The 23,215-nt window shown below is 75.1% G+C and carries 19 protein-coding genes, 1 tRNA gene, 1 other RNA gene and 1 pseudogene; 18 read left to right on the forward strand and 4 right to left on the reverse strand.

Annotation, left to right across the window (positions count from 1 at the left end; translation table 11 throughout):
- The first annotated feature begins 22 nt into the window (after window positions 1–22).
- On the forward strand, window positions 23–1,540 hold the full coding sequence (locus tag ACOACO_RS04640; RefSeq protein WP_420295077.1) for a potassium/proton antiporter: 1,518 nt from the start codon (window positions 23–25) through the stop codon (window positions 1,538–1,540).
- 21 nt (window positions 1,541–1,561) lie between these two features.
- On the opposite strand, the gene ACOACO_RS04645 is transcribed toward ACOACO_RS04640, so the two are convergent.
- From ACOACO_RS04645 to eccCa, 3 genes are read right to left on the reverse strand one after another with little or no spacing between them, the layout of a single operon-like run.
- Window positions 1,562–2,113 (reverse strand): LytR C-terminal domain-containing protein, encoded by a 552-nt coding sequence (locus ACOACO_RS04645; protein ID WP_420295078.1) that lies wholly within the window; start codon window positions 2,111–2,113, stop codon window positions 1,562–1,564.
- Window positions 2,110–2,406 (reverse strand): type II toxin-antitoxin system VapB family antitoxin, encoded by a 297-nt coding sequence (locus ACOACO_RS04650; RefSeq protein ID WP_420295079.1) that lies wholly within the window; start codon window positions 2,404–2,406, stop codon window positions 2,110–2,112. The genes ACOACO_RS04645 and ACOACO_RS04650 overlap by 4 nt, the downstream gene beginning before the upstream one ends.
- A 52-nt stretch (window positions 2,407–2,458) precedes the next feature.
- Window positions 2,459–6,493, reverse strand: a complete 4,035-nt coding sequence (eccCa, locus tag ACOACO_RS04655; protein WP_420295080.1) for a type VII secretion protein EccCa — start codon at window positions 6,491–6,493, stop codon at window positions 2,459–2,461.
- A gap of 143 nt (window positions 6,494–6,636) precedes the next feature.
- Between eccCa and ACOACO_RS04660 the strand changes: the two genes are divergently transcribed.
- The 9 genes from ACOACO_RS04660 (at window position 6,637) to ACOACO_RS04700 (ending at window position 15,460) form a co-directional block, all read left to right on the forward strand.
- Window positions 6,637–7,998: a hypothetical protein gene (locus ACOACO_RS04660; protein ID WP_420295081.1), complete on the forward strand. Its 1,362-nt coding sequence runs from the start codon at window positions 6,637–6,639 to the stop codon at window positions 7,996–7,998.
- Between the two features lie 138 nt (window positions 7,999–8,136).
- Window positions 8,137–8,448 (forward strand): WXG100 family type VII secretion target, encoded by a 312-nt coding sequence (locus ACOACO_RS04665; RefSeq protein WP_420295082.1) that lies wholly within the window; start codon window positions 8,137–8,139, stop codon window positions 8,446–8,448.
- A 34-nt stretch (window positions 8,449–8,482) separates the two neighbouring features.
- Window positions 8,483–8,779, forward strand: a complete 297-nt coding sequence (locus ACOACO_RS04670) for a WXG100 family type VII secretion target (RefSeq protein WP_420295083.1) — start codon at window positions 8,483–8,485, stop codon at window positions 8,777–8,779.
- 161 nt (window positions 8,780–8,940) lie between these two features.
- Complete coding sequence (locus ACOACO_RS04675; protein ID WP_420295084.1) at window positions 8,941–9,291, forward strand: hypothetical protein; 351 nt, start codon at window positions 8,941–8,943, stop codon at window positions 9,289–9,291.
- A gap of 1 nt (window position 9,292) precedes the next feature.
- Window positions 9,293–10,636 (forward strand): hypothetical protein, encoded by a 1,344-nt coding sequence (locus ACOACO_RS04680; protein ID WP_420295085.1) that lies wholly within the window; start codon window positions 9,293–9,295, stop codon window positions 10,634–10,636.
- A gap of 136 nt (window positions 10,637–10,772) precedes the next feature.
- On the forward strand, window positions 10,773–12,125 hold the full coding sequence (eccD, locus tag ACOACO_RS04685) for a type VII secretion integral membrane protein EccD (protein WP_420295086.1): 1,353 nt from the start codon (window positions 10,773–10,775) through the stop codon (window positions 12,123–12,125).
- A gap of 2 nt (window positions 12,126–12,127) precedes the next feature.
- Window positions 12,128–13,612 carry a type VII secretion protein EccB gene (locus ACOACO_RS04690; protein ID WP_420295087.1) on the forward strand — a complete coding sequence of 495 codons (1,485 nt, stop codon included), beginning with the start codon at window positions 12,128–12,130 and terminating at the stop codon, window positions 13,610–13,612.
- Entirely contained in the window at window positions 13,609–14,916 is a 1,308-nt protein-coding gene (locus ACOACO_RS04695; protein ID WP_420295088.1) for a S8 family serine peptidase, read from the forward strand. The genes ACOACO_RS04690 and ACOACO_RS04695 overlap by 4 nt, the downstream gene beginning before the upstream one ends.
- Window positions 14,917–15,019: 103 nt before the next feature.
- The gene (locus ACOACO_RS04700) at window positions 15,020–15,460 is read left to right on the forward strand and encodes a hypothetical protein (RefSeq protein WP_420295089.1); all 441 of its coding nucleotides are present in this window, start codon (window positions 15,020–15,022) and stop codon (window positions 15,458–15,460) included.
- Window positions 15,461–15,570: 110 nt separating this feature from the next.
- Here the strand turns inward: ACOACO_RS04700 and ACOACO_RS04705 are convergent.
- Window positions 15,571–15,659: transfer RNA gene (locus ACOACO_RS04705), tRNA-Ser, on the reverse strand.
- A gap of 110 nt (window positions 15,660–15,769) precedes the next feature.
- Here ACOACO_RS04705 and ffs point away from each other — a divergent pair.
- From ffs to ACOACO_RS04745, 8 genes and pseudogenes are all read left to right on the forward strand, one after another.
- Window positions 15,770–15,860, forward strand: an RNA gene (gene ffs, locus ACOACO_RS04710) — signal recognition particle sRNA small type.
- 100 nt (window positions 15,861–15,960) lie between these two features.
- Window positions 15,961–17,604 (forward strand): annotated as a pseudogene (locus ACOACO_RS04715) (DNA polymerase III subunit gamma and tau); the annotation flags it as partial.
- Between the two features lie 823 nt (window positions 17,605–18,427).
- Window positions 18,428–18,838 (forward strand): YbaB/EbfC family nucleoid-associated protein, encoded by a 411-nt coding sequence (locus ACOACO_RS04720; RefSeq protein WP_420295090.1) that lies wholly within the window; start codon window positions 18,428–18,430, stop codon window positions 18,836–18,838.
- A gap of 16 nt (window positions 18,839–18,854) precedes the next feature.
- Entirely contained in the window at window positions 18,855–19,454 is a 600-nt protein-coding gene (gene recR / locus ACOACO_RS04725) for a recombination mediator RecR (RefSeq protein WP_420295091.1), read from the forward strand.
- The gene (locus tag ACOACO_RS04730; RefSeq protein WP_420295092.1) at window positions 19,447–20,145 is read left to right on the forward strand and encodes a DUF5063 domain-containing protein; all 699 of its coding nucleotides are present in this window, start codon (window positions 19,447–19,449) and stop codon (window positions 20,143–20,145) included. Before recR ends, ACOACO_RS04730 begins: the two co-directional genes overlap by 8 nt.
- A gap of 127 nt (window positions 20,146–20,272) precedes the next feature.
- Window positions 20,273–21,541, forward strand: a complete 1,269-nt coding sequence (locus tag ACOACO_RS04735) for an aspartate kinase (protein WP_420295093.1) — start codon at window positions 20,273–20,275, stop codon at window positions 21,539–21,541.
- Window positions 21,542–21,548: 7 nt separating this feature from the next.
- On the forward strand, window positions 21,549–22,586 hold the full coding sequence (locus ACOACO_RS04740; protein ID WP_420296297.1) for an aspartate-semialdehyde dehydrogenase: 1,038 nt from the start codon (window positions 21,549–21,551) through the stop codon (window positions 22,584–22,586).
- 122 nt (window positions 22,587–22,708) lie between these two features.
- Window positions 22,709–23,125 (forward strand): DUF3151 domain-containing protein, encoded by a 417-nt coding sequence (locus ACOACO_RS04745; protein ID WP_420295094.1) that lies wholly within the window; start codon window positions 22,709–22,711, stop codon window positions 23,123–23,125.
- Window positions 23,126–23,215 lie beyond the last annotated feature (90 nt).

The raw sequence follows: 23,215 nt of genomic DNA on the forward strand, positions 1-23,215 counted from the left end.
CGCCGACGCCCCCGAGGTGCACGTGACCTTCGACGCGCACGACCTCGACAGGTTCCTGCTCGTCGGCTCCGCGGTCACCCTGCTCGCCATCCTCGCCGTCCGGGTCTCGACACGGGCGGGCCTGCCGAGCCTCATCCTCTACCTGCTGATGGGCGTGGCCCTGGGCGACGCGGGCCTCGGCATCCAGTTCTCCGACGCCGGTCTCGCGCACGCGCTGGGCTTCGGGGCGCTGGTGGTGATCCTGGCCGAGGGCGGTCTGACGACCGACTGGCGCGAGATCCGGCCCAGCATGCGGCTCGGGCTGACCCTGGCGACGGTGGGGATGGGCGTCTCGGTGCTCGTCGTCGCGCTCGGGGCCCACTTCCTGCTCGGCCTGTCGTGGCAGCTGTCGGTGCTGCTCGGCGCGGCGACCTCGGCGACGGACGCGGCGGCGGTCTTCTCGGTGCTGCGCGTCGTGCCGCTGCCGCGCCGCATCACCGGTGTCCTCGAGGCCGAGTCGGGGCTCAACGACGCCCCGACGGTGGTGCTCGTGGTGCTGGTCAGCTCGGGGGCGGCGCTCGAGCACGGGGTGCTGCTCCTCGTCGCCGAGATCCTCTACGAGCTGCTGCTGGGCCTGGTGCTGGGTCTCGCCGTCGGCCTCGGCGGCGCGTGGACGATGCGCCGGGCCGCGCTGCCCGCCTCCGGTCTCTACCCCATCGCCGTGCTGTGCCTGACGGTGCTCGCCTACGGGCTGGGCGCCGCGGCGCACGCGTCGGGCTTCGCGGCGGTGTACGTCGCCGCGCTCGTGCTCGGCAACGCGGACCTGCCCCACCGCGCGGCCACCCGGTCGTTCTCCGAGGGCGTCGCGTGGCTCGCCCAGATCGGGCTGTTCGTCATGCTCGGGCTGCTGCTCAGCCCCGGGCGCCTCACGTGGCAGACCATCGGCATCGCCCTCGCGGCCGGCCTCCTGCTCACCGTGGTCGCCCGGCCCGTCTCGGTCGTGGTCAGCTCGGTCGCCCGCCCGAGGACGCCGTGGCGCGACCAGGCGTTCCTGTCGTGGGCCGGCCTGCGCGGCGCCGTGCCCATCGTCTTCGCGACCATCCCGCTCGCGGGCGGGGTGGCGGGCTCGGAGCAGCTCTTCGACATCGTCTTCGTGCTCGTCGTGGTCTACACCCTGCTCACCGGGCCCACCCTGCCGTGGGTCGCCCGGCGCCTCGGGCTGGCCGACGACGGGGAGGCCCGGGACCTCGAGGTCGAGGCGGCGCCGCTGGAGCGCGTGGCGGCGGACCTCCTGCAGGTGCGCATCAGCGAGGAGTCGCGGCTGCACGGCGTCGAGGTCGCCGAGCTGCGCCTGCCCGTCGGGGCGTCCATCTCGCTCGTCGTGCGCGGCGACGTCGTGCTCGTGCCCGAGCCGACGACGGCGCTGCGGCGCGGCGACGACCTCATCCTCGTCACGCCCCGCGCGCAGCGCGAGGCCACCGAGGCGCGCCTGCGGCTGGTCTCGCAGAACGGCCGGCTGGCCCGCTGGGGGAGCCGGCCCCCGGCGGTACGGCGGCACTGACGCCCGTCCTACCGGACCGGGTCAGGGGAGCGGGGCCTCCTGCGGACCGCAGACCTCCTCGGCGTTGGCGACCGTGATGTCGCCCCGCGCGTCGCCGGTCGGGCCCTGCCAGGACGGGCCGACGTAGACGACGATGCCCTCCACGTCGGGGTCGGCGACCACGGCCGCCGGGCTCCCCACGTTCTCGCGCACGAGGATCGCGGCCGCCGAGCTCGGCTCGGCCGCGCGGATCTCGACACGGTCGACGGCCGTGCCCTCCGGGGCGTCGCCCACCCGGCCGGCGACGAAGCCGCGGTCGGTGAGCTGGCCCATCGTCTGGCTGGCCAGGCGCGAGCGGCCGCTCGCGTTGTAGACGCTGACGGTGACGTCCGCCGTCGTGAGGGCGTCGCCGGGCTCGAACGAGCGCAGGGTGCACACGTCGTTGCCGCCGCCGCCCAGGGAGGCGCTCGGCACCGGGGCCGTCACGCGGTTCCAGCCCAGGACGAGACCGACGAGCAGCACGACGACGAGCACCGCGAGGGTGATCGCGGAGCGGGTGTGGGCCGACATGCCCTCCGAGGTCCGGTCGCTCACTGCTCCACCACCACCACGCGTGCGTGCAGCACGTTGCGCTGCTGGAGGGCCGCCCGCAGTGCGCGGTGCAGCCCGTCCTCGAGGAAGAGCTCGCCGCGCCAGAGCACCACGTGCGCGAAGAGGTCGCCGAAGAAGGTCGAGTCCTCGTCCAGCAGCGCCGTCAGCTGGAGCGTGTCCTTCGTGGTCACGAGCTGGTCGAGACGGATCTGCCGTGGGGGGACCGCGGCCCACGCCGCGGCGTCGAGCCCGTGGGACGGGTAGGGCCGTCCACTGCCGACGCGCTTGAAGATCACGGGCCGATCATACGGACGAGCCGCGCCCCGTGCCGGGGGCCGTCCCCGCGCGTCACAGGTCCGCCGGGCTCGACCAGGCGAGCTGGACCACCTCGGTGCCGCGGTCGCGCGTCACGAGACGGCCCCGGCCCGGCGGCGCCTTCTGCGGCTTGACGTTGCCGATGAGGAAGCCCTCGTCGGGCGAGCCGGAGAGCACGATGCCCGGCATCGCGAGGTCGCGCATCGACTGCACCACCGGCTCGTACAGGGCGCGCGAGGCGCCGCCCGAGCGCCGGGCGATCACGACGTGCAGGCCGACGTCGCGGGCCTGGGCCATCAGCGGCTGCAGCGGCTGCACCGGGGAGCTCTGCGCGGTCGCGACGAGGTCGTAGTCGTCGACCACCACGAACACCTCCGCGCCCGTCCACCAGGAGCGGTTGCGCAGCTGCTCGGGCGTCACGTCGGGACCGGGGATGCGGTTCTCCAGGTACTTCGCGAGGTCGCGCAGCAGCGGGGTGGCCTGCGCGGCGCTGGTGAGGTAGTTGAGCTGGTAGTCCTCGGGCACCTCGCCCAGCAGCGAGCGGCGGTAGTCGACCACCACGATCTGCGCCTGCTGCGGCGTGCGGGTGCGCATCACCTCGCGCACGTAGGTGCGCAGCAGCGAGCTCTTGCCCGAGCGCCCGTCGCCGAAGAGCAGCAGGTGCGGCTCCGCGTCCACGTCGAGGCCGACGGGGGCCAGCTCCTTCTCGTTGACACCGAGCACGATGCGGCCCGAGTCGAGCAGCGAGCGCCCGTCCTCGCCGACGACCCCGCGGGCCTGGGCCAGCACCTGGTCGACCTCGATGCGCTCCGGGAGCAGGCGCAGCTTGGGGCCGGTGGGGCCCGTCCAGGCCGCGGCGACCCGGCGTACCAGGTCGTCGACGCCGTCGCCGATGGTGGCGGGGTCCCCGGAGCCGTCGACGCGCGGCAGCGCCGCGAGGAAGTGCAGCTTGCCCGGCACGAGGCCGCGGCCGGGACGCCCCGTCGGCACGAGCGCCGCGACCTTGCGGTCGATCTCGGAGTCGATGGGGTCACCCAGGCGCAGCTCGAGACGGGTGCCGAAGACGTCGCGCATGGCGGCGCGGAAGTCGGGCCAGCGCGAGGCGCCCACGATGATGTGGAGGCCGAACGTCAGGCCGCGGCCCGCGATCTGCTGGATCTCCATCTCGAGGTCGTCGAAGTCGGAGCGCAGCGTGCTCCAGCCGTCCACGACGAGGTAGACGTCGCCGTACCCGTCGTCGGCCCGGCCCTCGCGGCGCCGGCTGCGGTAGGTCTCGATCGAGTCGATGCCGTTCGAGCGGAAGTAGGCCTCGCGCCGGTCCACGACGCCGCGGATCTCGGCGATGATGCGCCGCACGACGTCGGGCTCCGAGCGCGTGCCGACCCCGCTGACGTGGGGGAGGCGGGCGAGCGGCGCGAACGTGCCGCCACCGAAGTCGAGCACGAAGAACTGCGACTCCAGCGGCGTCGTGGTGAGCGCCGTGCTCGTGACGATGGAGCGCAGCAGCGTGCTCTTGCCGCTGCGCGGACCGCCGACGACGGCGACGTGGCCGCCGGCGCCCGCCATGTTGATGGTCAGGGTGTCGCGGCGCTGCTCGCGCGGGCGGTCCACCGTGCCGAGGGGGACGGTGAGCCCGCCGAGCTGGCGCCAGCGCGGGGACACCAGGCCCAGCTCGGGGGTCGTCGTGAGGTCGGGCATGAGCTGGTCGAGCGTGTCGGGCACGTCGAGCGGCGGCAGCCACACCTGGTGCGCGGCGGGGCCGCGGCCGATCATGCGACCGACCGCGACGTCGAGCAGCGAGGGCTGCTCGCCCTGCTGGGAGACGGGACGCGGGGCCTCGGCGGGCGCCTCCTCCTCGACGGGGTCGAGGGTCTGCACCTCGGAGATCGTGTACGGCAGGATCCCGCGCACGTTGCCGCCCTCGTCGCGGCGCACCTGCGCCCGGTTGCCCGTGGCGGGCGGCCCGGAGACGTACGCCGCCTTGAACTTCAGCAGCGTGGACTGGTCGGGCTTGAGGTAGCCCAGACCCGGTACGGCGGGCAGCTCGTACGCGTCGGGCACGCCGAGGACGGCGCGGGACTCGCCGGCCGAGAAGGTGCGCAGGCCGACGCAGTACGACAGGTGCGACTCCAGGCCGCGCAGGCGACCCTCCTCGAGGCGCTGCGAGGCGAGCAGCAGGTGCAGCCCCAGCGAGCGGCCGAGCCGGCCGATCGCGACGAAGAGGTCGATGAACTCCGGCTTGGCCGACAGCATCTCCGAGAACTCGTCGACGACGACGAAGAGCGAGGGCAGCGGCGCGAGGTCCTCGCCGGCCGCCCGGGCCTTCTCGTAGTCGCGGATCGAGGCGTAGTTGCCGGCCTCGCGGAGCAGCTCCTGGCGGCGCACCATCTCGCCGGACAGGGCGTCCTGCATGCGGTCGACCAGCGTCAGCTCCTGGCTGAGGTTGGTGATGACCGCCGACACGTGGGGCATCTCGGACATGCCGGCGAAGGTCGCGCCGCCCTTGAAGTCGACGAGCACCATGTTGAGCTGCTCCGAGGAGTGGGTCATCGCCAGGCCGAGCACCAGCGTGCGCAGGAACTCCGACTTGCCGGAGCCGGTCGCGCCGATGACGAGCCCGTGGGGGCCCATGCCCTGCTGGGCGGACTCCTTGATGTCGAGGTGGACCATGCCGCCGTCGCCGATGCCGATCGGCACGCGCAGGCGGTCGCGGGCGGGCCGGGGCCGCCAGGCGGTGGTCGCGTCGTACGCGTGCACGTCACCGAGGCCCAGCAGCTCCATGAAGTCGGCGGGCCCGGCCATCTCGGCCGGGTTGACGCCCTCGCCCGCGTCGCCGGCGGTCACGGTGTGCAGCGGGGTGAGCCGGCGGGCCATGGCCTCCGCGGTCGCCAGGGAGCACTGGTCGCCGGTGCCCTGCACGGTGTCGGTGCGCATGCGCAACGCCTCGACGCGGGGCCGGCCGCGGCCGTCGAGGCCGACGATCTCGAGCCGCAGGCGGGTGGGGTCCTCCAGCTCCTCCCACTGCTCGGGCAGGTCGAGGACCGTGACGCCGTGGAGGCCGTCGGGCGGGATGACGTGGTTGCCCGGCGGCAGGGCGCCGCCGTCGACGACGAGGAGCACGTGCGGGGTGGCGGGGCGCTCGTCCGCCCCGAAGCGCGGCCGCTCCGACAGGTCCGGCGGCAGCAGGGAGGCCAGGTCGTCGATGGAGGTCGAGACCATGCGCATCGGCCCCACCGCGTCGGCGCGCTGCGCGCTCTGCGCGTGGGGGAGCCACTTCAACCAGTCCCAGTGCTCGAGGTGGGCGTCGGAGCTGAGCACGGCGACGACGAGCTGGTCGGGGTTGTGGAACGCGACGGCGCTGGTGATCATCGCGCGGGCCAGCGAGCGCGCCTGGTCCTCGGGGCCGCAGACCTCGACGCGGTCGAACGCCCGCAGGTCGACGGAGGCCGGCAGGTCGGGCTGGATGCGGTGCACGACCAGCAGGCGGTGCAGGGCCGAGGCCGCGGCCGGGTCGACCTGGTCGATCGGCGCGCTCTCCGGCGGCACCAGCTCCACCGAGAGCGGCTGCGCGCAGCTGCCCCAGCGCACCTGCAGGAAGTGGGGGTCGGAGGAGGAGCGCTCCCACAGGCGGGTGCGGTCCTCGGCCACCGCCGGGAGGGCCGCGGGCTCCGGGTGGTGCCAGGTCAGGGCGCGCCGCTGGCGGTCCGCGGAGTCGCGGGCGGCCTTGCGGACCCCGGCGAGGTAGCGCAGGTACTCCGTGCGCGAGCCCGTGACCTGCTGGTTGCGCTGCTTGCGCTGCCGGTCGATCTGCACGCCGATGAACCCGATGGTGGCGAAGAGGAACATGCCCGCCGCCAGCATGCTGCGTCCGCCCGTGCTGCCGCCCTGGCTGCTCAGCGACGCGATGACGACGATCGAGCCGATGCTGCCGAGCATCGGGATCGCGTTCATCAGCACGCCGCCGGCGCCCTCGTGCTCCGCGAGCTGCGGCGGGGGTTGGAGGACGATCTGCCCGGTGGGCACCTCGGGTGCGTCGATCCGGTGGCTGCTGCGCAGCGTCGTGCTCAAGAGCTCCCCCTCGTGCTCGCCCCGGCTGCTCCACCGCGGTGCGAGCGATGATAGGTGCCGCCGACCGGCAGGGACTACCCTGACCGGCGGCACAGCCCCGGGCCCCGCGGCCCGCGGCTCCAGGGCACGAGGGGGACGGGTCGATGAGCCAGAGCACGGCGGGTGCGGCGCCGGTGGGCACGCTCGCCCTCAGCGTGCACGGCGAGGCCGGCGTCCTCGACCTGCTGGTGCCCGACGGTGCCTCCGCGTCCGACGTGCTGCGGGAGTACGCGAAGCAGACCGGCCTCCCCGCCTCCCGGCGCCTGTACGACGGACGCGGCCGGGCCCTGCCCCCGACCACCGCCCTGGGGGACCTCGGGGTGCGCACCGGAGGGCTCGTCGTGGTCGCGGACGATGCCCCCGGCGCCCCGACCGCACACCGCACGGAGACGGACCGGGCGGAGCGTGGTCCGCGGGGGCCCGTCCTCACCGCGGCCGCCCTCGTCCTCGCCGCCGTCGCGGGCCTGCTCGCCGCCCTGTGCGTCGCGGTCACCGGCGCCGCCGACGAGCGCCTCGTGGGCGGCGTGCTGCTGGGCTGCGCGGTGCTCGGCGTCCTGCCCCTCGGCGGGGCGGCCCGGCAGCGCGTGCTGGCCGCGCCGGCCTTCGGGGCGGCCGCCGCGCTCGTGGTCGTCGCCGACACCGCCAGCGCGCGGCTGCCGATGGTGCTGGGCGTGGCCGCGCTGGCCGCGGCCGTCACCGCCGCGGTGGGACGCGCCCTCACCGAGGAGGAGGACGAGGGCCTGCGGGTGTGGGTCGTCGTCGGCATCCTCGTCTTCGTCGTCGCGGGCGTCGTCGCCGTGCTCGGCTGGCACGAGCGCGTCGCGTGGGCGACCCTGCTGCTCCTCACCGTCTTCGCCGGGCGCTTCGTGCCCGGCTCCGCCGTCGACGTGCCCGACCAGGCCCTCATCGACATCGAGCGGCTGGCGGTCTCCGCGTGGTCGGCGCGCGACCGGGCGGGGGGCCGGCGCTCGCGCACGGTGATCCGCCGCAGCGCCGTCGAGGCCGTGGTGGCCCGGGGCGCCCGCGTCGTCACCGCCGCGTGCGTGGCGGTCCTCGCCACCACCCTCGTGGCCGCCCCCCTCGTCCTGGCCACGACCCGGCTCCCGCTCGACCGCGTCGGCGCGCCGCTGCTCGTCGCCCTGGTGGGGGCCACCCACCTGCTCGTCGCCCGCAGCTACCGCCACGTGGCCGCCCGCCTGCTGCTGCGCGCCGCCGGCCTCTGGTGCCTCGCGTGCGTCCTCGTCGGCACGGTCGCCGACCAGGGCTGGTCCGGCCGCCTCGGGGTCGCCGCGCTCGTGCTGGGCGCCGCGATGGTGCCCGTCGCGGTGGCGCTGGGCCGCGGCTGGCGCTCGGTGTGGTGGTCGCGCCGCGCCGAGGTGGCCGAGGCGCTGACGGGAGCGTTCGCGGTGCCCGCGTTCGTGGTGACGGTGGGCCTCTTCCGGCGGATCTGGGAAATCGTCAGCTGAGGGTGTTTACGCCCCTGTACCACCCGGGTACACAGCCCATCGCGCCGGGTGAACGGGACGTCAGCCGGCTCACGACAACATCCACGAGACGTTCTCGGGCGGCCTGCTCGCCGCTACCGGGGGAAGAAGGGAAAGAGCATGGCTGACAACATGCAGATGGGAGAGGGCACCCTCTCCAACGCGGCGCAGATGGTGGCCGACGCCAAGGTCGAGATCGACCAGAAGTGCCGCAGCCTCGAGGGCCAGATCCAGGGGATCGGCGCCCGCTGGGGCGGCCAGGGCGCCGCGGCGTTCCACCGGCTGCACGTGGCCTGGCAGGAGAAGCAGCGCACCATCAACGACGCGCTCAACGACTTCGAGCGCTCGCTGCTCGACACCGAGCGCGACACGACCTCGACGGACTCGTCGCAGGCCGACACCTTCTCCTCCAGCTTCAGCCGCCTCGGCTGAGCGCCACCCACGACGTCGAAGGAGCACAGACAACATGAACACCTCCGGAATCACAGTCGACCACGGCGCGCTCGAGACCGCGTCGGCCGATCTCGTCGGCGCCGCCCGCGGCATCGAGGCCCGCCTCGACCGCCTCGAGGGCGAGCTCGCCCCCCTGCAGAGCGAGTGGAGCGGCCAGGCCCAGGAGGCCTACCGCGTCGCCAAGGCCCGCTGGGACGCGGCCATGACCGAGATGATCGAGCTGCTGCAGCAGACCAGCACCTCGGTCAGCCAGTCCAACCAGGAGTACCGCGCCGCCGACCTGCGGGGCGCGAACCGCTTCCCGGGCTGATCCACCCACCAGCCGCCCCGACGCCTCCACGTGGTCGGGGCGGCTGCGGGTCCGGGCGGCGTCGCGCCGCCGGGCCCCCGACGCACGACACGTGCTGCAGCCGCAGCACCCACCGCGCCACCGGAGCGCGGCAGCCGCACGAGCAGACACGAGGGGACGACGTGGCTACCACCAGAGTCTCGCGCGAGGTCATCGACCTCACGCTGAAGAGCATCGACAAGCAGATCGAGCTGATCGCCCAGTACCAGTCGACGTTCGTCGACACCGTGAGCGTGGACCCGGACCTGTACGGCGAGTGGCAGCCGGGCTACGCCGTGCGCACCGAGCACGCGGGAGCGCAGCGCACGCTGGCCGAGGGCCTGGTCGCCCACCACGAGATGCTCGTGGGCCTGCGCGACACCCTCGACCAGATGGCCGCCGACGTCGAGGCGACGGACGAGATGGCCGCGACCGCGATGGTCGCCGCCGTCCACCGCCTCTCCGGCGGCCCGAACCGACCGATGGTGGTGTGACGTGAGCGCTCCCGGCCCCAACGAGCAGCAGCTCATCCAGGCCCTCCGCGCCCGCAGAGCCGTGCTCGAGGACCAGCGCAACGGGTGGCGCACCGGTTCGCAGATGGCCGCCGACGCGGCCCACGCCCTCCGCGCGGCGCGGGTCCGGCTCGACGCGGAGGAACAGCTGGGCGAGGCGAGCCGCAACAAGATGATCGCCGCCCTCGAGGGCATCGACGTCCAGTTCAAGAGGCTCGCCGAGAACATGCGGATCGGCGTCGACGCCCTCCACACCGCGGACGGCAGCGTCACCACGGCCCATGCCGCCTACCTGCCGATCGCCGGCGCATCCATCCCGTCGTCGCCCACGCAGTCGCCGTACGACCCGGAGTGGGACCAGGCCCAGCGCACCGAGGCCGACCGCCAGCACAGCGCCGCCGTGGCGAGCCACCAGCAGGCGCTGCAGGAGCGCGAGAACAAGTGCGCGCAGATCCTCGCCGGCCTCCGCGGGGGCATGGGCGAGAGCCAGGTGCTGTGGTCGCAGATCAACGACTACCACAGCGACGACCAGGGCCGCGGCCCCTCCGACGGGCCCTCCAGCCCGACGCCGGGCGCGGTCAGCTCCCCCGGGGCCGGGCGCAACAGCGCGGGCGTCATCGACCGTGCCCGGTGGGGCGAGGTCGTCGCCGACCCGCCGCGCGTCGACTTCCACCCGGTGCGCCCCGACGACGGCGACGACCACGTGATCATCGGTGACGGGGACGACGTCGACAACGGCAGCCTTGTCCCCAACCCCCACCCGCCCATCACCGGGACTCCGGTGCCGGGTGTGCTCCCGTCCCCCTCGCCCGGCGACACCGGCCTCCTCGGCCGGGGCCCCGACGGCGCGGGCGGTCCGGGCATGCCGATCAGCGGTGGAGCGGGCGGCGGTGGCGGTGGCCTCGGCGCCGTGGCGCCGGCGGCCGGGGTGGCCGGCGGTGCGCTCGGCGCAGCGGCCGTGCGCGGCGGCGCGGGACTCGTCTCCGCCGGCGGCGCGGGCGGTGCCGGCGCGGGCGGTCGTGCCATCGGCGCGACGAGCCGCGCGGCCGGTCCGGGCGCGCTCGGTGGCCGCGGCGGTGCGATGGTCGCCGGTGGCGGCGGTGGCGCCGCCGGTCGCGGAGGAGCCGCTGGTGCCGGCGGCCGCGGTGCCGGAGCGGTGGGCAGCCGTGGCGGTCGCGGGGGCATGTCCGGGGCCACGGGTGCCGCGGGCGGCGCCGGTGGCCGCGGTGGCCGGTCGGGTCGGCAGAACGCCGAGGACCGGGACCACCTGCTCATCGACGAGGACTGGATCGACGACGAGGCGACCGGGCCCGACGTCCTGAGGTGACGTCGGCGGGGACGCCGAGGGCCGGGCCGGGGAGGGGCGATCGCCTCCCCGGCCCGGCCGTGTCACGACCGGTAGCATGCGGGTCGCTCGGAGCCGGCGGGGTCGCCGCGGCGGGCGCGAGAGGGGGAGACGCTCGATGAGCCAGTTGCAGACCGGTGCCTCGGGGCTGGTCCGGGTGACCGTCGCGTCCGGACGCCGACGGGTGGACCTGGTCCTCCCGGCCGCCGTCCCGGTCGCCGAGCTGGTGCCGGAGCTGGCGCGCAGCGTCGGCCTGCTCGACGCCGCGACCGTGTACGGCGGCTACAAGGTCGTCACGCAGGACGGCCGCCAGCTGGCCGCCGACGCCGGCCTCACCATCCAGGGCGTCGAGGACGGCACCCTCCTCACCGTCAGCGCCGGTGTCGACGAGGAGCCCCCGCGGGTCTACGACGACATCGTCGAGGCCATGACGGACGTCGTGGAGCGCGAGCTCAAGCCGTGGCAGCCGGAGGCGGGTCGTCGTACCGCCCTGGGGGCCGCGGCCCTCCTGCTGCTGGTGGGTGCCTGGTCGCTGCTCATCCAGACCGACGACCTGCTGGCGGGGGTGGGGGCGGCGGTGGTCGCCGTCGTCCTCGCGGCCGGCGCGGTCGTGCTCTCCCGCGTGCAGCGCGAGCGCCAGGCGGCGGTCGTGCTGGGCCTGGTCGGCTCCGTCTTCGGCGGTGTGGCCGGCGCGCTCCTCGGGGAGGACGGCGCGCTGACCGGGCCGGGGGCGGCGTACGTCGGGGTGGGCGTGCTCGCCGTGGCCCTGGCCGTGCTCATCGGCATCGACGACGGGCGCCCCCTGCTGGCGCCCCCGGTGCTCGTGGGTGCGCTGCTCGCGGTCGGCGGCTGGTTCGTCGACGTCACCGACCTCGACGCGGCGGTCGTGCTGACCGTCGTCACCACCTTCGTCGTCATCGCCGGCAGCGTCTTCCCCTGGCTGGCGCTCAGCGCGACCAGCACCCGCGTCGACCAGGTCGTCACGGTCGAGGACATCACCAACGATCCCGACGAGATCGACGCCGACCGCGTGCTCGCCGACGCCCGCACGGCCCACGAGATCCTCGTCGGCGTCTCCGCCTCGGTGGGCCTCCTCCTCGTGGTCGCCATCCCGTTCGAGGTGTCGCTGGGGCTGTTCGGCACGATCGTGGCGGCGCTGTCGTGCCTCGCCCTCATGCTGCGCACGCGGCAGTACCGCACCGGTCTCGAGGTCTTCGTGGGGCTGGCCTCCGGCATCGTCGGCCTGCTCGTCACGGCGGCTGCGGTGCTGGTGCTCCACCCGGACTGGCGGCCCACCACCGCCGTCGTCCTCGCGGCCGCGGGCGGGGTCGTGCTCGCCACGACCCTCGTGCCCTCCACCCCGTCGCTGCGCCGCGGCCGCCTCGGCGACGTCGCCGAGACGCTCGCCCTCGTGGCGCTGCTGCCGCTGCTCGTCCTGGCCATCGACGTGCTCGACGTCGTCGGGGGCTGAGCGTGGCCACCAAGCGTGACCTCGTCGAGGCCTACGGCTTCAGCCGGCGCCGCCTCGTCACCGCCTTCGTCAGCGGGGCCCCGGGCGGCCGCGAGGTCGAGCCCAGCCGCCCCGGCCGCGCGATCATCGGCGGCATCGCCCTCACCGTGCTCGTGCTCGCCGCCGCGGCGGTCGTGGGCTTCCTCAAGCCGCGCGCCGACGCCGGCTGGGCGGACACCGAGGGCCTCGTCATCGTCGAGGAGAGCGGCGAGCAGTTCCTCGTGCAGGTCGACGAGGAGGGGGGCGACACGGTGCTCGTGCCGGTCGTCAACACCACCTCGGCCCGGCTCGTGCTGGGTCCCGAGCTGGACCCGACGACGGTGCCGCAGGAGGAGGTCGACCGGTACGCGCTGACGGAGTCCGTCGGCATCCTCAACGCCCCGCCGTCGCTGCCGTCGCCGAACCGCCTCGTGGACTCGGGCTGGACCGCGTGCACCGGTCGCGAGCAGGGGGTGCGGCTCGCGGTCCAGGACGACCCGGACGTGACGGTCGAGGGGTCGGCCCAGGTCGTGAGGGTGGGCGAGGAGTACCACCTGCTCGCCCTCGGCCAGACCGACGAGGAGGGCCACCCGCGGGTCTTCCGCATGCAGGTCCCGGGCGAGGGGGTGGTCGACGAGCTCCTCCGGCTGCTCGAGGGTCCGACCTCCGGTGAGCTCCCCGAGGTCTCCCGGGACTGGCTCGACCTGTTCCCCGCGGCCGACCCGCTGGCGCCCGAGACCTTCGGCGTCGCCGGGCTGCCGCCCGCCCCGGTGGCGACGGGCGCGCGGCTGGCCGACGGTTCGACCCCGGTCGTGGGGACGCTCGCGACCTACGAGGGCGCCCCCGTCGTCCTCGACGCGGACGGCTACCGGCCGCTGCGGCCGTTCGCGGCCGCCGCCTACCGGGCCGTCCGGGGAGGCGCCGCCCCGGTGGAGATCCAGGGCGACGCCGGCACCCGCGGGCAGTACGCCGGTGACGAGGACCGGTGGCCCACGGAGCTGCCCGAGGTCGCGACGAACGACCGCGCGGACACCTTCTGCGCCGTGCTGCGCACCCACGACGACCTGCCGCCCACCGTGGAGCTGGCCGTGCGACCCGGTGAGGCCGTGGCGGCCGACGGTGTCCCCGTGGGCACCGTCGCCCCGGCGGTGCAGCAGGGACGTGGAGCGGTCGTGCTGAGCGGCGGGTTCGGCCGTGGCGAGGCCGGCGACGCCTTCCTCGTGGACGCCCAGGGCATCCGCTACGCCCTGCAGGGCAACGCCCTGAAGCAGCTGGGGTACGACGTGGGGGCCACCCGCACCGTCCCCGCCTCCTGGGTGGAGGGCTTCGACTGCGGTGTCGCGCTGGCGCGCGAGGAGGCGCTCAAGACGCTGAGCCCGGACCGGCAGGTGGCCCAGTCCTGCCCGGCGCCGGAGGACGAGGCGGCTGCGGCCGGCGCCGCACCGGGTGGGTCCGGAGGCACCGGGTGAGGTGGGGCACCGCCGCCGGGGCCGTCGCGCTCGGCCTGGCACTGCCGGCCGTCGTACCCGTCGGCCCCGCGTCCGCGGAGACCGCGGACTGCGGCCAGGCCTTCCAGGACGGCCAGCCGGTCACCGCCGACCAGGGCTCGCCCCTCGTCGAGCAGCTCGGGCTCGCCCAGGTCGTCGAGGAGGTCGGCGTCGACGGCAGCGGCGTGCGGGTCGCGGTCGTCGACAGCGGCGTCGGTGCCGGTGTCCCCGTCGACCTGGTCGCGGCGCAGGCCTTCGGCGGCGCGGCCCCGAACGACTTCGCCTCGCCCCACGGGTCGGTGGTCGCCGGCATCATCGCCGGCGCGCCGGTCGGCGGCGCGGCCGAGCGGCCGGTCGGGGTCGCCCCGGGCGCCGAGATCATCTCCCTGAAGGTGCTCGACGTCGACGCGCAGGGCGAGCAGCAGATCGCCCAGGCGCGGCAGCAGGGCCAGACGACGCTCACCCCGCAGGCGGTCGCCCAGGCCCTCGACTGGGTCGCGGCGCAGGTGCGCGGCGGCAACGACATCGGCGTCGTCAACGTGTCGCTGAGCGTCGACCCGGGCGTGGCGGGGGTCGACGTCCTGCGGCCGCGGCTCGAGGCGCTGGCCGCGCTCGACGTGCTGGTCGTGGCGGCCGCCCCCAACGTCCCTCCGCGAGGGGAGGGGGAGGAGCAGGGAGCCACGCTGGGCGACCCGCCCACCGAGGACCCGGCCGAGGTCGTCGCCTACCCGGCGGGCTACAGCCAGGTGCTGCCGAACGTGCTGTCGGTCGGGTCGATGCCGTTCGTCGACGCGGACCCGTCGTCGGGGACGCGCCCGTCGTACTTCACCGACGTCGTCGCGCCGAGCGACGGTGCCGTGACCTACCTCCCGGACGGCAGCTCCTGCGCGCTCGGGTTCGCCTCGTCGTACTCGACCGCGGTCGTCAGCGGCGTCGCCGCGCTCCTGCGCCAGCGCAACCCCGACTGGACCGCGGCCGAGGTCCGCACGCGCCTGGTCGAGACGGCGGGCGGCGTCACCGACGCCCCGAACGCCTACGGCGGCGCCGGGGTCGTGCAGCCGTACGACGCCCTCACCCGCACGCTGCAGGTCGACCCCGTGACGGGGGAGGTGACCCGCAGCGCGTCCGCGCCCCGCTCGACGACCCAGGCCGAGGCGCCGACGCCGCAGGAGGACCTCCTCGACGACTCGCGCCAGGACTTCCTGTGGTGGGGCCTCGTCGCCGGCGCGGGCGTGGTGCTCGCGCTCGTGCTGCGGCCGGCGACCAGCCGGCTGCGGCGTCGCTGAGCGCCGAGCGGCCGCCGCGCTCGTCACAGCGTGCTCGAAACGACCCCGGACCGCCGGTCGGCGTGGGAGCCTGCAGGCTCGAACGCGCGCCCGAGGAGCACCGTTGTCGCAGATGCAGGACCGCCACGACCCCTTCGCCGCCACGCGGCGTGGCCCGCGGCGGCTCCAGACCGGGGCGCTCGCCGTCGCCCTCTCCGCCGGCATCGTGTGGATCGTGACGTCGCCGCTGGACGACGTGCCCCTCCCCGGACCGGACGCGACGCCGGAGGAGGTCGTCGCGGCCTACGCCGAGGCGATCAGCGCCCGCGACTTCGCGACCTCGAACGCCATCGCGCCGCACGACGACCACGACCGGTTCAGCCGGGCGGGCGGCATCGACATCCAGGAGTTCCACGAGACGGTCGGCACCCCGACCCGGCCGTGGGTCTTCTTCTCCGCGGACTTCTCCGGCGGGGACGGCACCCTCGAGGACGGCGTGTGGGGCTACTTCCTGGAGCGCGGGGACGACGGACGCTGGCAGATCGTGGACGCAGGGGTCAGCTGAGCCGGATCGGGACGCCCGGGCCGTCGGGCCGTCGGGGCCGCACGGCCCGTCCGAGAACGCAGAACGCCGGGACGGACCGTGGTCCGTCCCGGCGTCCGGGTCCTGCGCGATGGCGGAGGATAGGGGATTCGAACCCCTGAGGGCTGTTAACCCAACCCGCTTTCCAAGCGAGCGCCATAGGCCACTAGGCGAATCCTCCGCGAGGAGGGTAGCGGGTGGCGGCCGGGCCGTGGAAATCGGGTCGGGGAGGCGCCGCGGCGACGGGGGCCGTCTTGGACCGGCCCGAGCGCCTCGCCTACACTCGCCCGCAACCCCCCGTGCGGCGGCACCTCGCCCAATCCCCCCAGGGCCGGAAGGCAGCAAGGGCAAGCGAGCTCTACCGGGTGCGCGGGGGGCCTTTTCGTCCCCGGACGCCTCTCCTCCGCCCCCGCGGTCGCCGCGGCCCGTCGCCGCCGTCGTCGTTGTCGGCGCTCATCGTTAGGGTGCTGGTCGTGGACTCACCGCTCGCGCTGTACCGGCGCTACCGCCCGGAGACGTTCGCCGAGGTCATCGGCCAGGACCACGTCACCGAGCCCCTGCGCGCCGCGCTGGCGAGCAACCGGGTGAACCACGCCTACCTCTTCTCGGGCCCCCGCGGCTGCGGCAAGACCACGAGCGCGCGGATCCTGGCCCGGGCGCTCAACTGCGAGTGCGCACCGATCGCCGACCCGTGCGGCGAGTGTCGCTCGTGCACCGACCTGGCCCGCGGCGGCCCGGGCTCGATCGACGTCATCGAGATCGACGCCGCCTCCCACGGCGGCGTGGACGACGCCCGCGACCTGCGCGAGAAGGCGTTCTTCGCGCCGGTGCACAGCCGCTACAAGGTCTACGTCATCGACGAGGCCCACATGGTGACGACGCAGGGCTTCAACGCCCTGCTCAAGCTGGTGGAGGAGCCGCCGCCGCATCTCCGCTTCATCTTCGCCACCACCGAGCCGGACAAGGTCATCCCGACCATCCGCTCGCGCACCCACCACTACCCGTTCCGCCTCATCCCGCCGCGGCTGCTGTCGTCGTACCTGACGGAGCTCTGCGCCAAGGAGGGCGTGCCGATCGAGCCGGCCGCCGTGCCGCTCGTGGTGCGTGCCGGTGCGGGCTCGGCCCGCGACACCCTCTCGGTGCTCGACCAGCTCATCGGCGGATCGGGTCCCGACGGGGTCACCCACGCGTTGGCGACGGCGCTGCTGGGCTACACGCCCGACACGCTGCTCGACGAGGTCGTCGACGCCTTCGCCGCCGGTGACGGCGGCGGGGTCTTCGGGGTCGTCGACAAGGTCATCGAGACGGGGCAGGACCCCCGCCGCTTCACCGAGGACCTGCTGCGCCGCCTGCGCGACCTCGTGATCCTGGCCGCCGTGCCCGACGCGGCGACGACCGGCCTGCTCGACGTCGCGCCCGACGTGGGGGAGCGCCTCACGGCCCAGGCCGCCCGCTTCGGCGGCGTCGAGCTCAGCCGCGCCGCCGACCTCGTGGCGGCCGGCCTCACCGAGATGCGCGGCGCCACCGCGCCCCGCCTCCTGCTCGAGCTGATCTGCGCCCGCGTGCTGCTGCCGGGCGCCGACTCGACGAGCGACGGCGTCATGGCCCGCCTCGACCGCCTCGAGCGGCGCCTGGCCATGCCCGGTGGTCGTCCCGACGGGGGTACGCCGGTGCTCCCGCCCGCCGCCCCCGCCCCGGCCGCGCCGGTCCCGCCCCCTGTCCCCGCGCCGTCCGCTGCTCCCGCGCCGGCTCCGGCGCCCGCGGCCCGGGCCGACGAGACGCCCGCCCGGCAGACCGCCCCGGAGGCGCCGGAGCCCGCTGCCGAGCCCGCCCGCCCCGCCGCGGCGGCCCCGGAGCCGACGCCGGAACCGACGCCGACCCCCGAGCCGACGCCCGAGGCGACGCCGACCCCCGAGCCGGCACCCGCGGCTCCGGCCGCACCTGCCCCGGCCGCACCTGCGCCGGCCCGGCCCGCCGCGGCGGCTCCGGCGCAGTCCGAGGCCGGTGGCATGACGCTGGCCGACGTGCGCCGTCTGTGGCCGGACGTCGTCGACGCCACGAAGGCGATGCGCCGGGTCACGTGGATCCACCTCGCCCAGAACTCGCAGGTCGTCGCGTTCGACGGGGGCGTGCTCACCCTCGGGTTCCAGAACCCGGGCGCCCGCGCCTCGTTCGAGTCCGGCGGCAGCGTCGACATCGTGCGGGAGGCGGCGGAGAAGGTCCTCGGCGTCACCTGGCGCATCGAGGCCATCGTCGACCCGGGGGCGAGCGGTGGCGGCGGCCAGCGTCCGGCGAGCCCGCCGCCCGCCCCGGCCGCACCCGCCCCGGCTCCGCCCGCCCCCGCCGCTCCCGCCGACGGGGCCGGTGCGGGCGCCCCCGGCGGCCCGGACCGCTCCGCCCCGGACCGTCCCGCCGACCGCGCCCCGGCCGGCGGCACCGCGGCCGACGGCGGCCACGACCCCTGGGCCCGTCCGGCCGACGCCGCGCCCGTGCAGGGTGCGGAGCGCCGTACGGGGTCGCAGGCGGAGGGCCGGGCGAAGGAAGCGTCCGACGACCGGTCCGACGACGGCGCCGGCGCGCAGCGCGAGGCCCCTGCCACCCGGGGCGCCCGGCGACCGGCCGACTTCCCGTCGCCCGGCGGCGCCCGCGCCGCCGCCGGCACGGCCCCCGAACCGCCGGCGTGGATGGACGAGGACCCCGACGAGGCGGCCTCGCCCGACGACCCCGACGACGACACGCCCGAGCTGGCCGGCACCGAGCTGCTGCAGCGCGAGCTCGGCGCCACCGTCATCGAGCAGATCCGCCACGACTGAGCGCGGGCGTGCCGCCGTACGCTCGACACCGCGCGTCCCCGACCGGGGTCGCCCGCGACCACGTCCCGACCAGCCCACCGACCAGCCCACCTACCAGCCCGGACCCCGTGCAGGGGCCAGCACCGAGGAGAGCGCCATGAGCCAGAACCCGTTCGACCCCGCCGGCGGCGGCAACCCGATGGGCGGCCTCGACATGGGCGCCCTGCTGCAGCAGGCGCAGGCCATGCAGGAGCAGTTGGTCGCGGCGCAGGCCGAGCTCGAGGCGGCCGAGGTCACCGGGACGGCGATGGGCGTCAGCGCCGTCGTCACCGGCGCCGGCGAGCTGCGCGGCGTCACCATCCCCGCGGGCACGTTCGACGGCGGCGACGCCGAGAGCCTGGAGGACCTCGGCGACGCGATCGTGGCGGCCTACCGCGACGCCCGCGCCCAGGCCGACCAGATGGCGGCGGAGAAGCTCGGCCCGCTCGCGGGCGGCCTCGGCGGGCTCGGTGCCCCCGGTCAGGAGCCGGGCTCGATGCCGGGCCTGCCCGGCGGCATCGGCTTCTGACCGGCGGAACCCCTCGGTGTACGAAGGCGTCGTCCAGGACCTGATCGACGAGCTCGGCCGCCTGCCGGGCGTCGGGCCCAAGAGCGCCCAGCGCATCGCGTTCCACCTGCTCGCGGCCGACCCGACCGACGTGCGGCGGCTCGCCGACGCGCTGGTCGAGGTCACCGTGAAGGTGAAGTTCTGCCGCATCTGCTTCAACGTCTCCTCCGACGACGAGTGCCGCATCTGCCGCGACCCGCGGCGCGACCCCGCGGTCATCTGCATCGTGGAGGAGTACAAGGACGTCGTCGCGATCGAGCGCACCCGTGAGTTCCGCGGCCGCTACCACGTGCTCGGCGGCGCGATCAGCCCGATCGACGGCATCGGGCCGGAGCAGCTGCACATCCGCGAGCTCATGGTGCGCCTCGCCGACGGGGCGGTCACCGAGGTCATCCTCGCGACCGACCCGAACCTCGAGGGCGAGGCGACGGCGACGTACCTGACCCGCATGCTCAAGCCGCTGGGGTTGCGCGTGACGCGACTTGCGAGTGGACTGCCGGTGGGCGGGGACCTGGAGTACGCGGACGAGGTGACCCTCGGCCGGGCGTTCGTTGGGAGGCGATCGGCAGATGAGTGACGTGCACGCGGGCGACGGCGTCGTCTTCGACCTGACGGGCGTCGTGCCCGGTGACGGTGACGGCAGCGACGCCGTCCTCGACCTGGCCGGCGGCGCCCCGCCGGCCGTGGACCCCGAGGCGGCCGAGTTCGCCCAGCAGATCGCCGACCAGGTGGCCAGCTTCCTGCTCGCGCTGCGCGCCATCGCGCAGGAGGAGGACGCCGGTCGCGCCGTCTCCCTGCTGCTGCTCGAGGTCTCGCAGGTGCTGCTCGCCGGCGCGCGCCTCGGCATGCAGCGCGACTTCGACCCGGCCGACGAGTTCGAGCCCGACGCCGGGCCCGACCCCGACCTCGACGAGCTGCGGCTGCGCCTCGCGCGCCTGCTCGACGGCGTCGACCTGTTCACCGAGGTGTTCGACCCCTACACGCTCGACGCGGAGGGCCGCACCGAGCTGGTCGAGGCCAGCCTCTCCGACGACCTGACGTCGGTCGCCTCCGCGCTCGCGCACGGCCTGCTGCACTTCCGGGCCGGCCGCGTCATGGAGGCGCTGTGGTGGTGGCAGTTCTCGTACGTCGCGAGCTGGGGCAGCGAGGCCTCGGGCGCGCTGCGGGCCCTGCAGTCGATCGTGGCCCACGACCGCCTCGACGCGGACTTCGCCGGCGAGGTCGAGCGGGTGGCCGCCGCCGACGAGATGCTCGAGCGGCGCGGCTGAGCGTCGGGCCTCCCGCCTGAGACGCGGGGGCGGCGCGGGGCCGTGCGCCGGTAGGATCGGCGCCGGTCAGGAGCGGAGGCGTCGAGACGACGCCGCGCTGCGTCGTACAGCCGGGAGGGATTCACTCGTGAGCGTTGTCGTGCAGAAGTACGGCGGCTCGTCCGTGGCCGATGCGGCCGGCATCAAGCGGGTCGCCCAGCGGATCGTGGCGACGAGGAAGAAGGGCCACGACGTCGTCGTGGTCGTCTCCGCGATGGGCGACACGACCGACGACCTGCGCGACCTCGCCGAGCAGGTGACGCCGATGCCGCCGCCGCGCGAGCTCGACATGCTCCTGACGGCCGGCGAGCGCATCTCGATGGCGCTGGTGGCGATGGCCATCAACCAGCTCGGGTTCCAGGCGCGCTCGTTCACCGGCTCGCAGGCCGGCGTCATCACCGACTCGGCCCACGGCAAGGCCAAGATCATCGACATCACGCCGGGGCGCATCGAGCAGGCGCTCCAGGCGGGCGACATCGCGATCGTGGCCGGCTTCCAGGGCGTCAGCCAGGACACGAAGGACGTCACGACCCTGGGTCGCGGCGCCTCCGACACGACGGCCGTCGCGCTCGCGGCCGCCCTCGGCGCCGAGGTCTGCGAGATCTACTCCGACGTCGACGGCGTCTTCACCGCCGACCCGCGCATCGTGCCGAAGGCCCGCAAGCTCGACCGCGTCTCCACCGAGGAGATGCTCGAGATGGCCGCGAACGGCGCCAAGATCCTCCACCTGCGGTGCGTCGAGTACGGGCGCCGCCACAACATGCCCATCCACGTGCGCTCCACCTTCTCGCAGAAGGAGGGCACGTGGATCGTCCCCGAGCAGCAGGGAGCCCCCATGGAAGACGCGATCATCTCGGGCGTGGCCCACGACAAGAGCCAGGCCAAGATCACGGTCGTCGGCGTGCCCGACAAGGTCGGCGAGGCCGCCCGCATCTTCGAGACGCTGGCGAGCACGGGCGCGAACCTCGACATGGTCGTGCAGAACGTCTCGGCCGCCTCGACGGGCCTGACCGACATCTCGTTCACGCTCCCGCGCGAGGACGGCCAGACCGCCGTCACGGCGCTCGCCGCCCTGCAGGAGCAGGTCGGCTTCGAGAAGCTGCTGTACGACGACCAGATCGGCAAGGTCTCGCTCATCGGCGCCGGGATGCGCTCCCACCCGGGCATCACCGCGAAGTTCTTCGCGTCGCTGGCCTCCGCGGGCGTCAACATCGAGATGATCTCCACCTCGGAGATCCGCATCTCGGTCGTCATCGACGGCACGCAGATCGAGGACGCCGTGCGCGCCACGCACACGGCCTTCGACCTCGACGACACCGACGGCGGGGCCGTCGTCTACGCCGGGACGGGGCGCTGACGTGGGCGTGCGACTCGGCGTCGTCGGCGCCACCGGCCAGGTGGGCGTCGCCATGCGTCAGATCCTCCTCGAGCGCGGCTTCGAGGCCGACGAGGTCCGCTTCTTCGCCTCGGCGCGCTCCGCGGGCACGGTGCTGCCCTTCGGTGACCGCGAGATCACCGTCGAGGACGCCGCGACCGCCGACCCCTCGGGGCTCGACATCGCGCTGTTCTCCGCCGGGGCCACGACGTCGCGGGCCCAGGCGCCGCGCTTCGTCGACGCGGGCGTGATCGTCGTCGACAACTCGAGCGCGTTCCGCAAGGACCCCGCGATCCCGCTGGTCGTCTCCGAGGTGAACCCCGAGGCCGCCGCCGGCGTCATCGAGGCCGGGCGCGGCATCATCGCGAACCCGAACTGCACCACGATGGCCGCGATGCCCGTCCTCAAGCCCCTGCACGACGAGGCCGGCCTCGTGCGGCTCGTCGTCTCGACGTACCAGGCCGTGTCGGGCTCCGGCGTCGCCGGCGTCGAGGAGCTCGCGACGGGCATCGCCCAGGCGGGCGACAAGGCGCGGGAGCTGGCGTACGACGGGGAGGCCGTGGCGTTCGCCGAGCCCGGCGTCTACCGCCGCACGATCGCCTACAACGTGCTGCCCTTCGCCGGGAACCTCGTCGACGACGGTCTCAACGAGACCGACGAGGAGCAGAAGCTGCGCAACGAGTCGCGAAAGATCCTCGGCATCCCCGAGCTGCGCGTCTCCGGCATCTGCGTGCGCGTGCCCGTCTTCACGGGCCACTCGCTGTCGATCAACGCCGAGTTCGCCCGGCCGCTCTCGCCCGAGCGCGCGACCGAGCTGCTCACCGGCGCGACCGGTGTCGAGCTGACCGACATCCCCACGCCGCTGCAGGCGGCCGGCAAGGACCCGTCGTACGTCGGGCGGATCCGCGCCGACGAGGGCGTCGACGACGGCCGGGGTCTCGCCCTGTTCGTCAGCAACGACAACCTGCGCAAGGGCGCCGCGCTCAACACGGTGCAGATCGCCGAGCTGGTGGCCGCGGCGCGCTGACGCGTCCGCGGGAGTACCCGCGACCCCGACGGGGCCCGGCGCGCGTCGTGCGTGTGCCGGGCCCCGTCCGCGTCCGGACCGCCCCGCGCGGGTCCCGTGGCGGGCGTGGGAGGCTGGGGCGCATGAGCCCCGTCGACCTGATGGCCGGTCCGCCGCCGACCCGCCTGCCCGAGGACCCCGCCGCCGCCGAGCTGGCCGCCGACGCGCCCGCGACCGTCGTACGACGCCACCCGGCCTCGCCGTTCGCGTGGGCCGCGCTGGCCGAGCAGGCCCACGAGGCCGGCGCGGAGGACGTCACCGTCTACGCGTACGCGCGGGTGGGCTACCACCGCAGCCTCGACGTGCTGCGGCGCAACGGCTGGAAGGGCTACGGCCCGGTGCCGTGGGACCACGAGCCGAACCGCGGCTTCCTCCGCTCGCTGGCCCTGCTGGCGCGCATGGCGCGGGCGATCGGCGAGACCGAGGAGTGGGAGCGCTGCAGCGAGTTCCTGCGCGACTCCAGCCCCGCGGCGTACGACGCGCTGCTCGGCGACGCCTGAGGCGGCACCGTCCACGTCCTGACCCCGGTCGCGTAGTCCCTGACGTTCCCGACGCCCCGCACGGCGTGTCGCGTCGGGAACGTCAGGGAC

This window comes from Nocardioides sp. CPCC 205120, from assembly GCF_048654585.1.
Lineage (GTDB): Bacteria > Actinomycetota > Actinomycetes > Propionibacteriales > Nocardioidaceae > Nocardioides.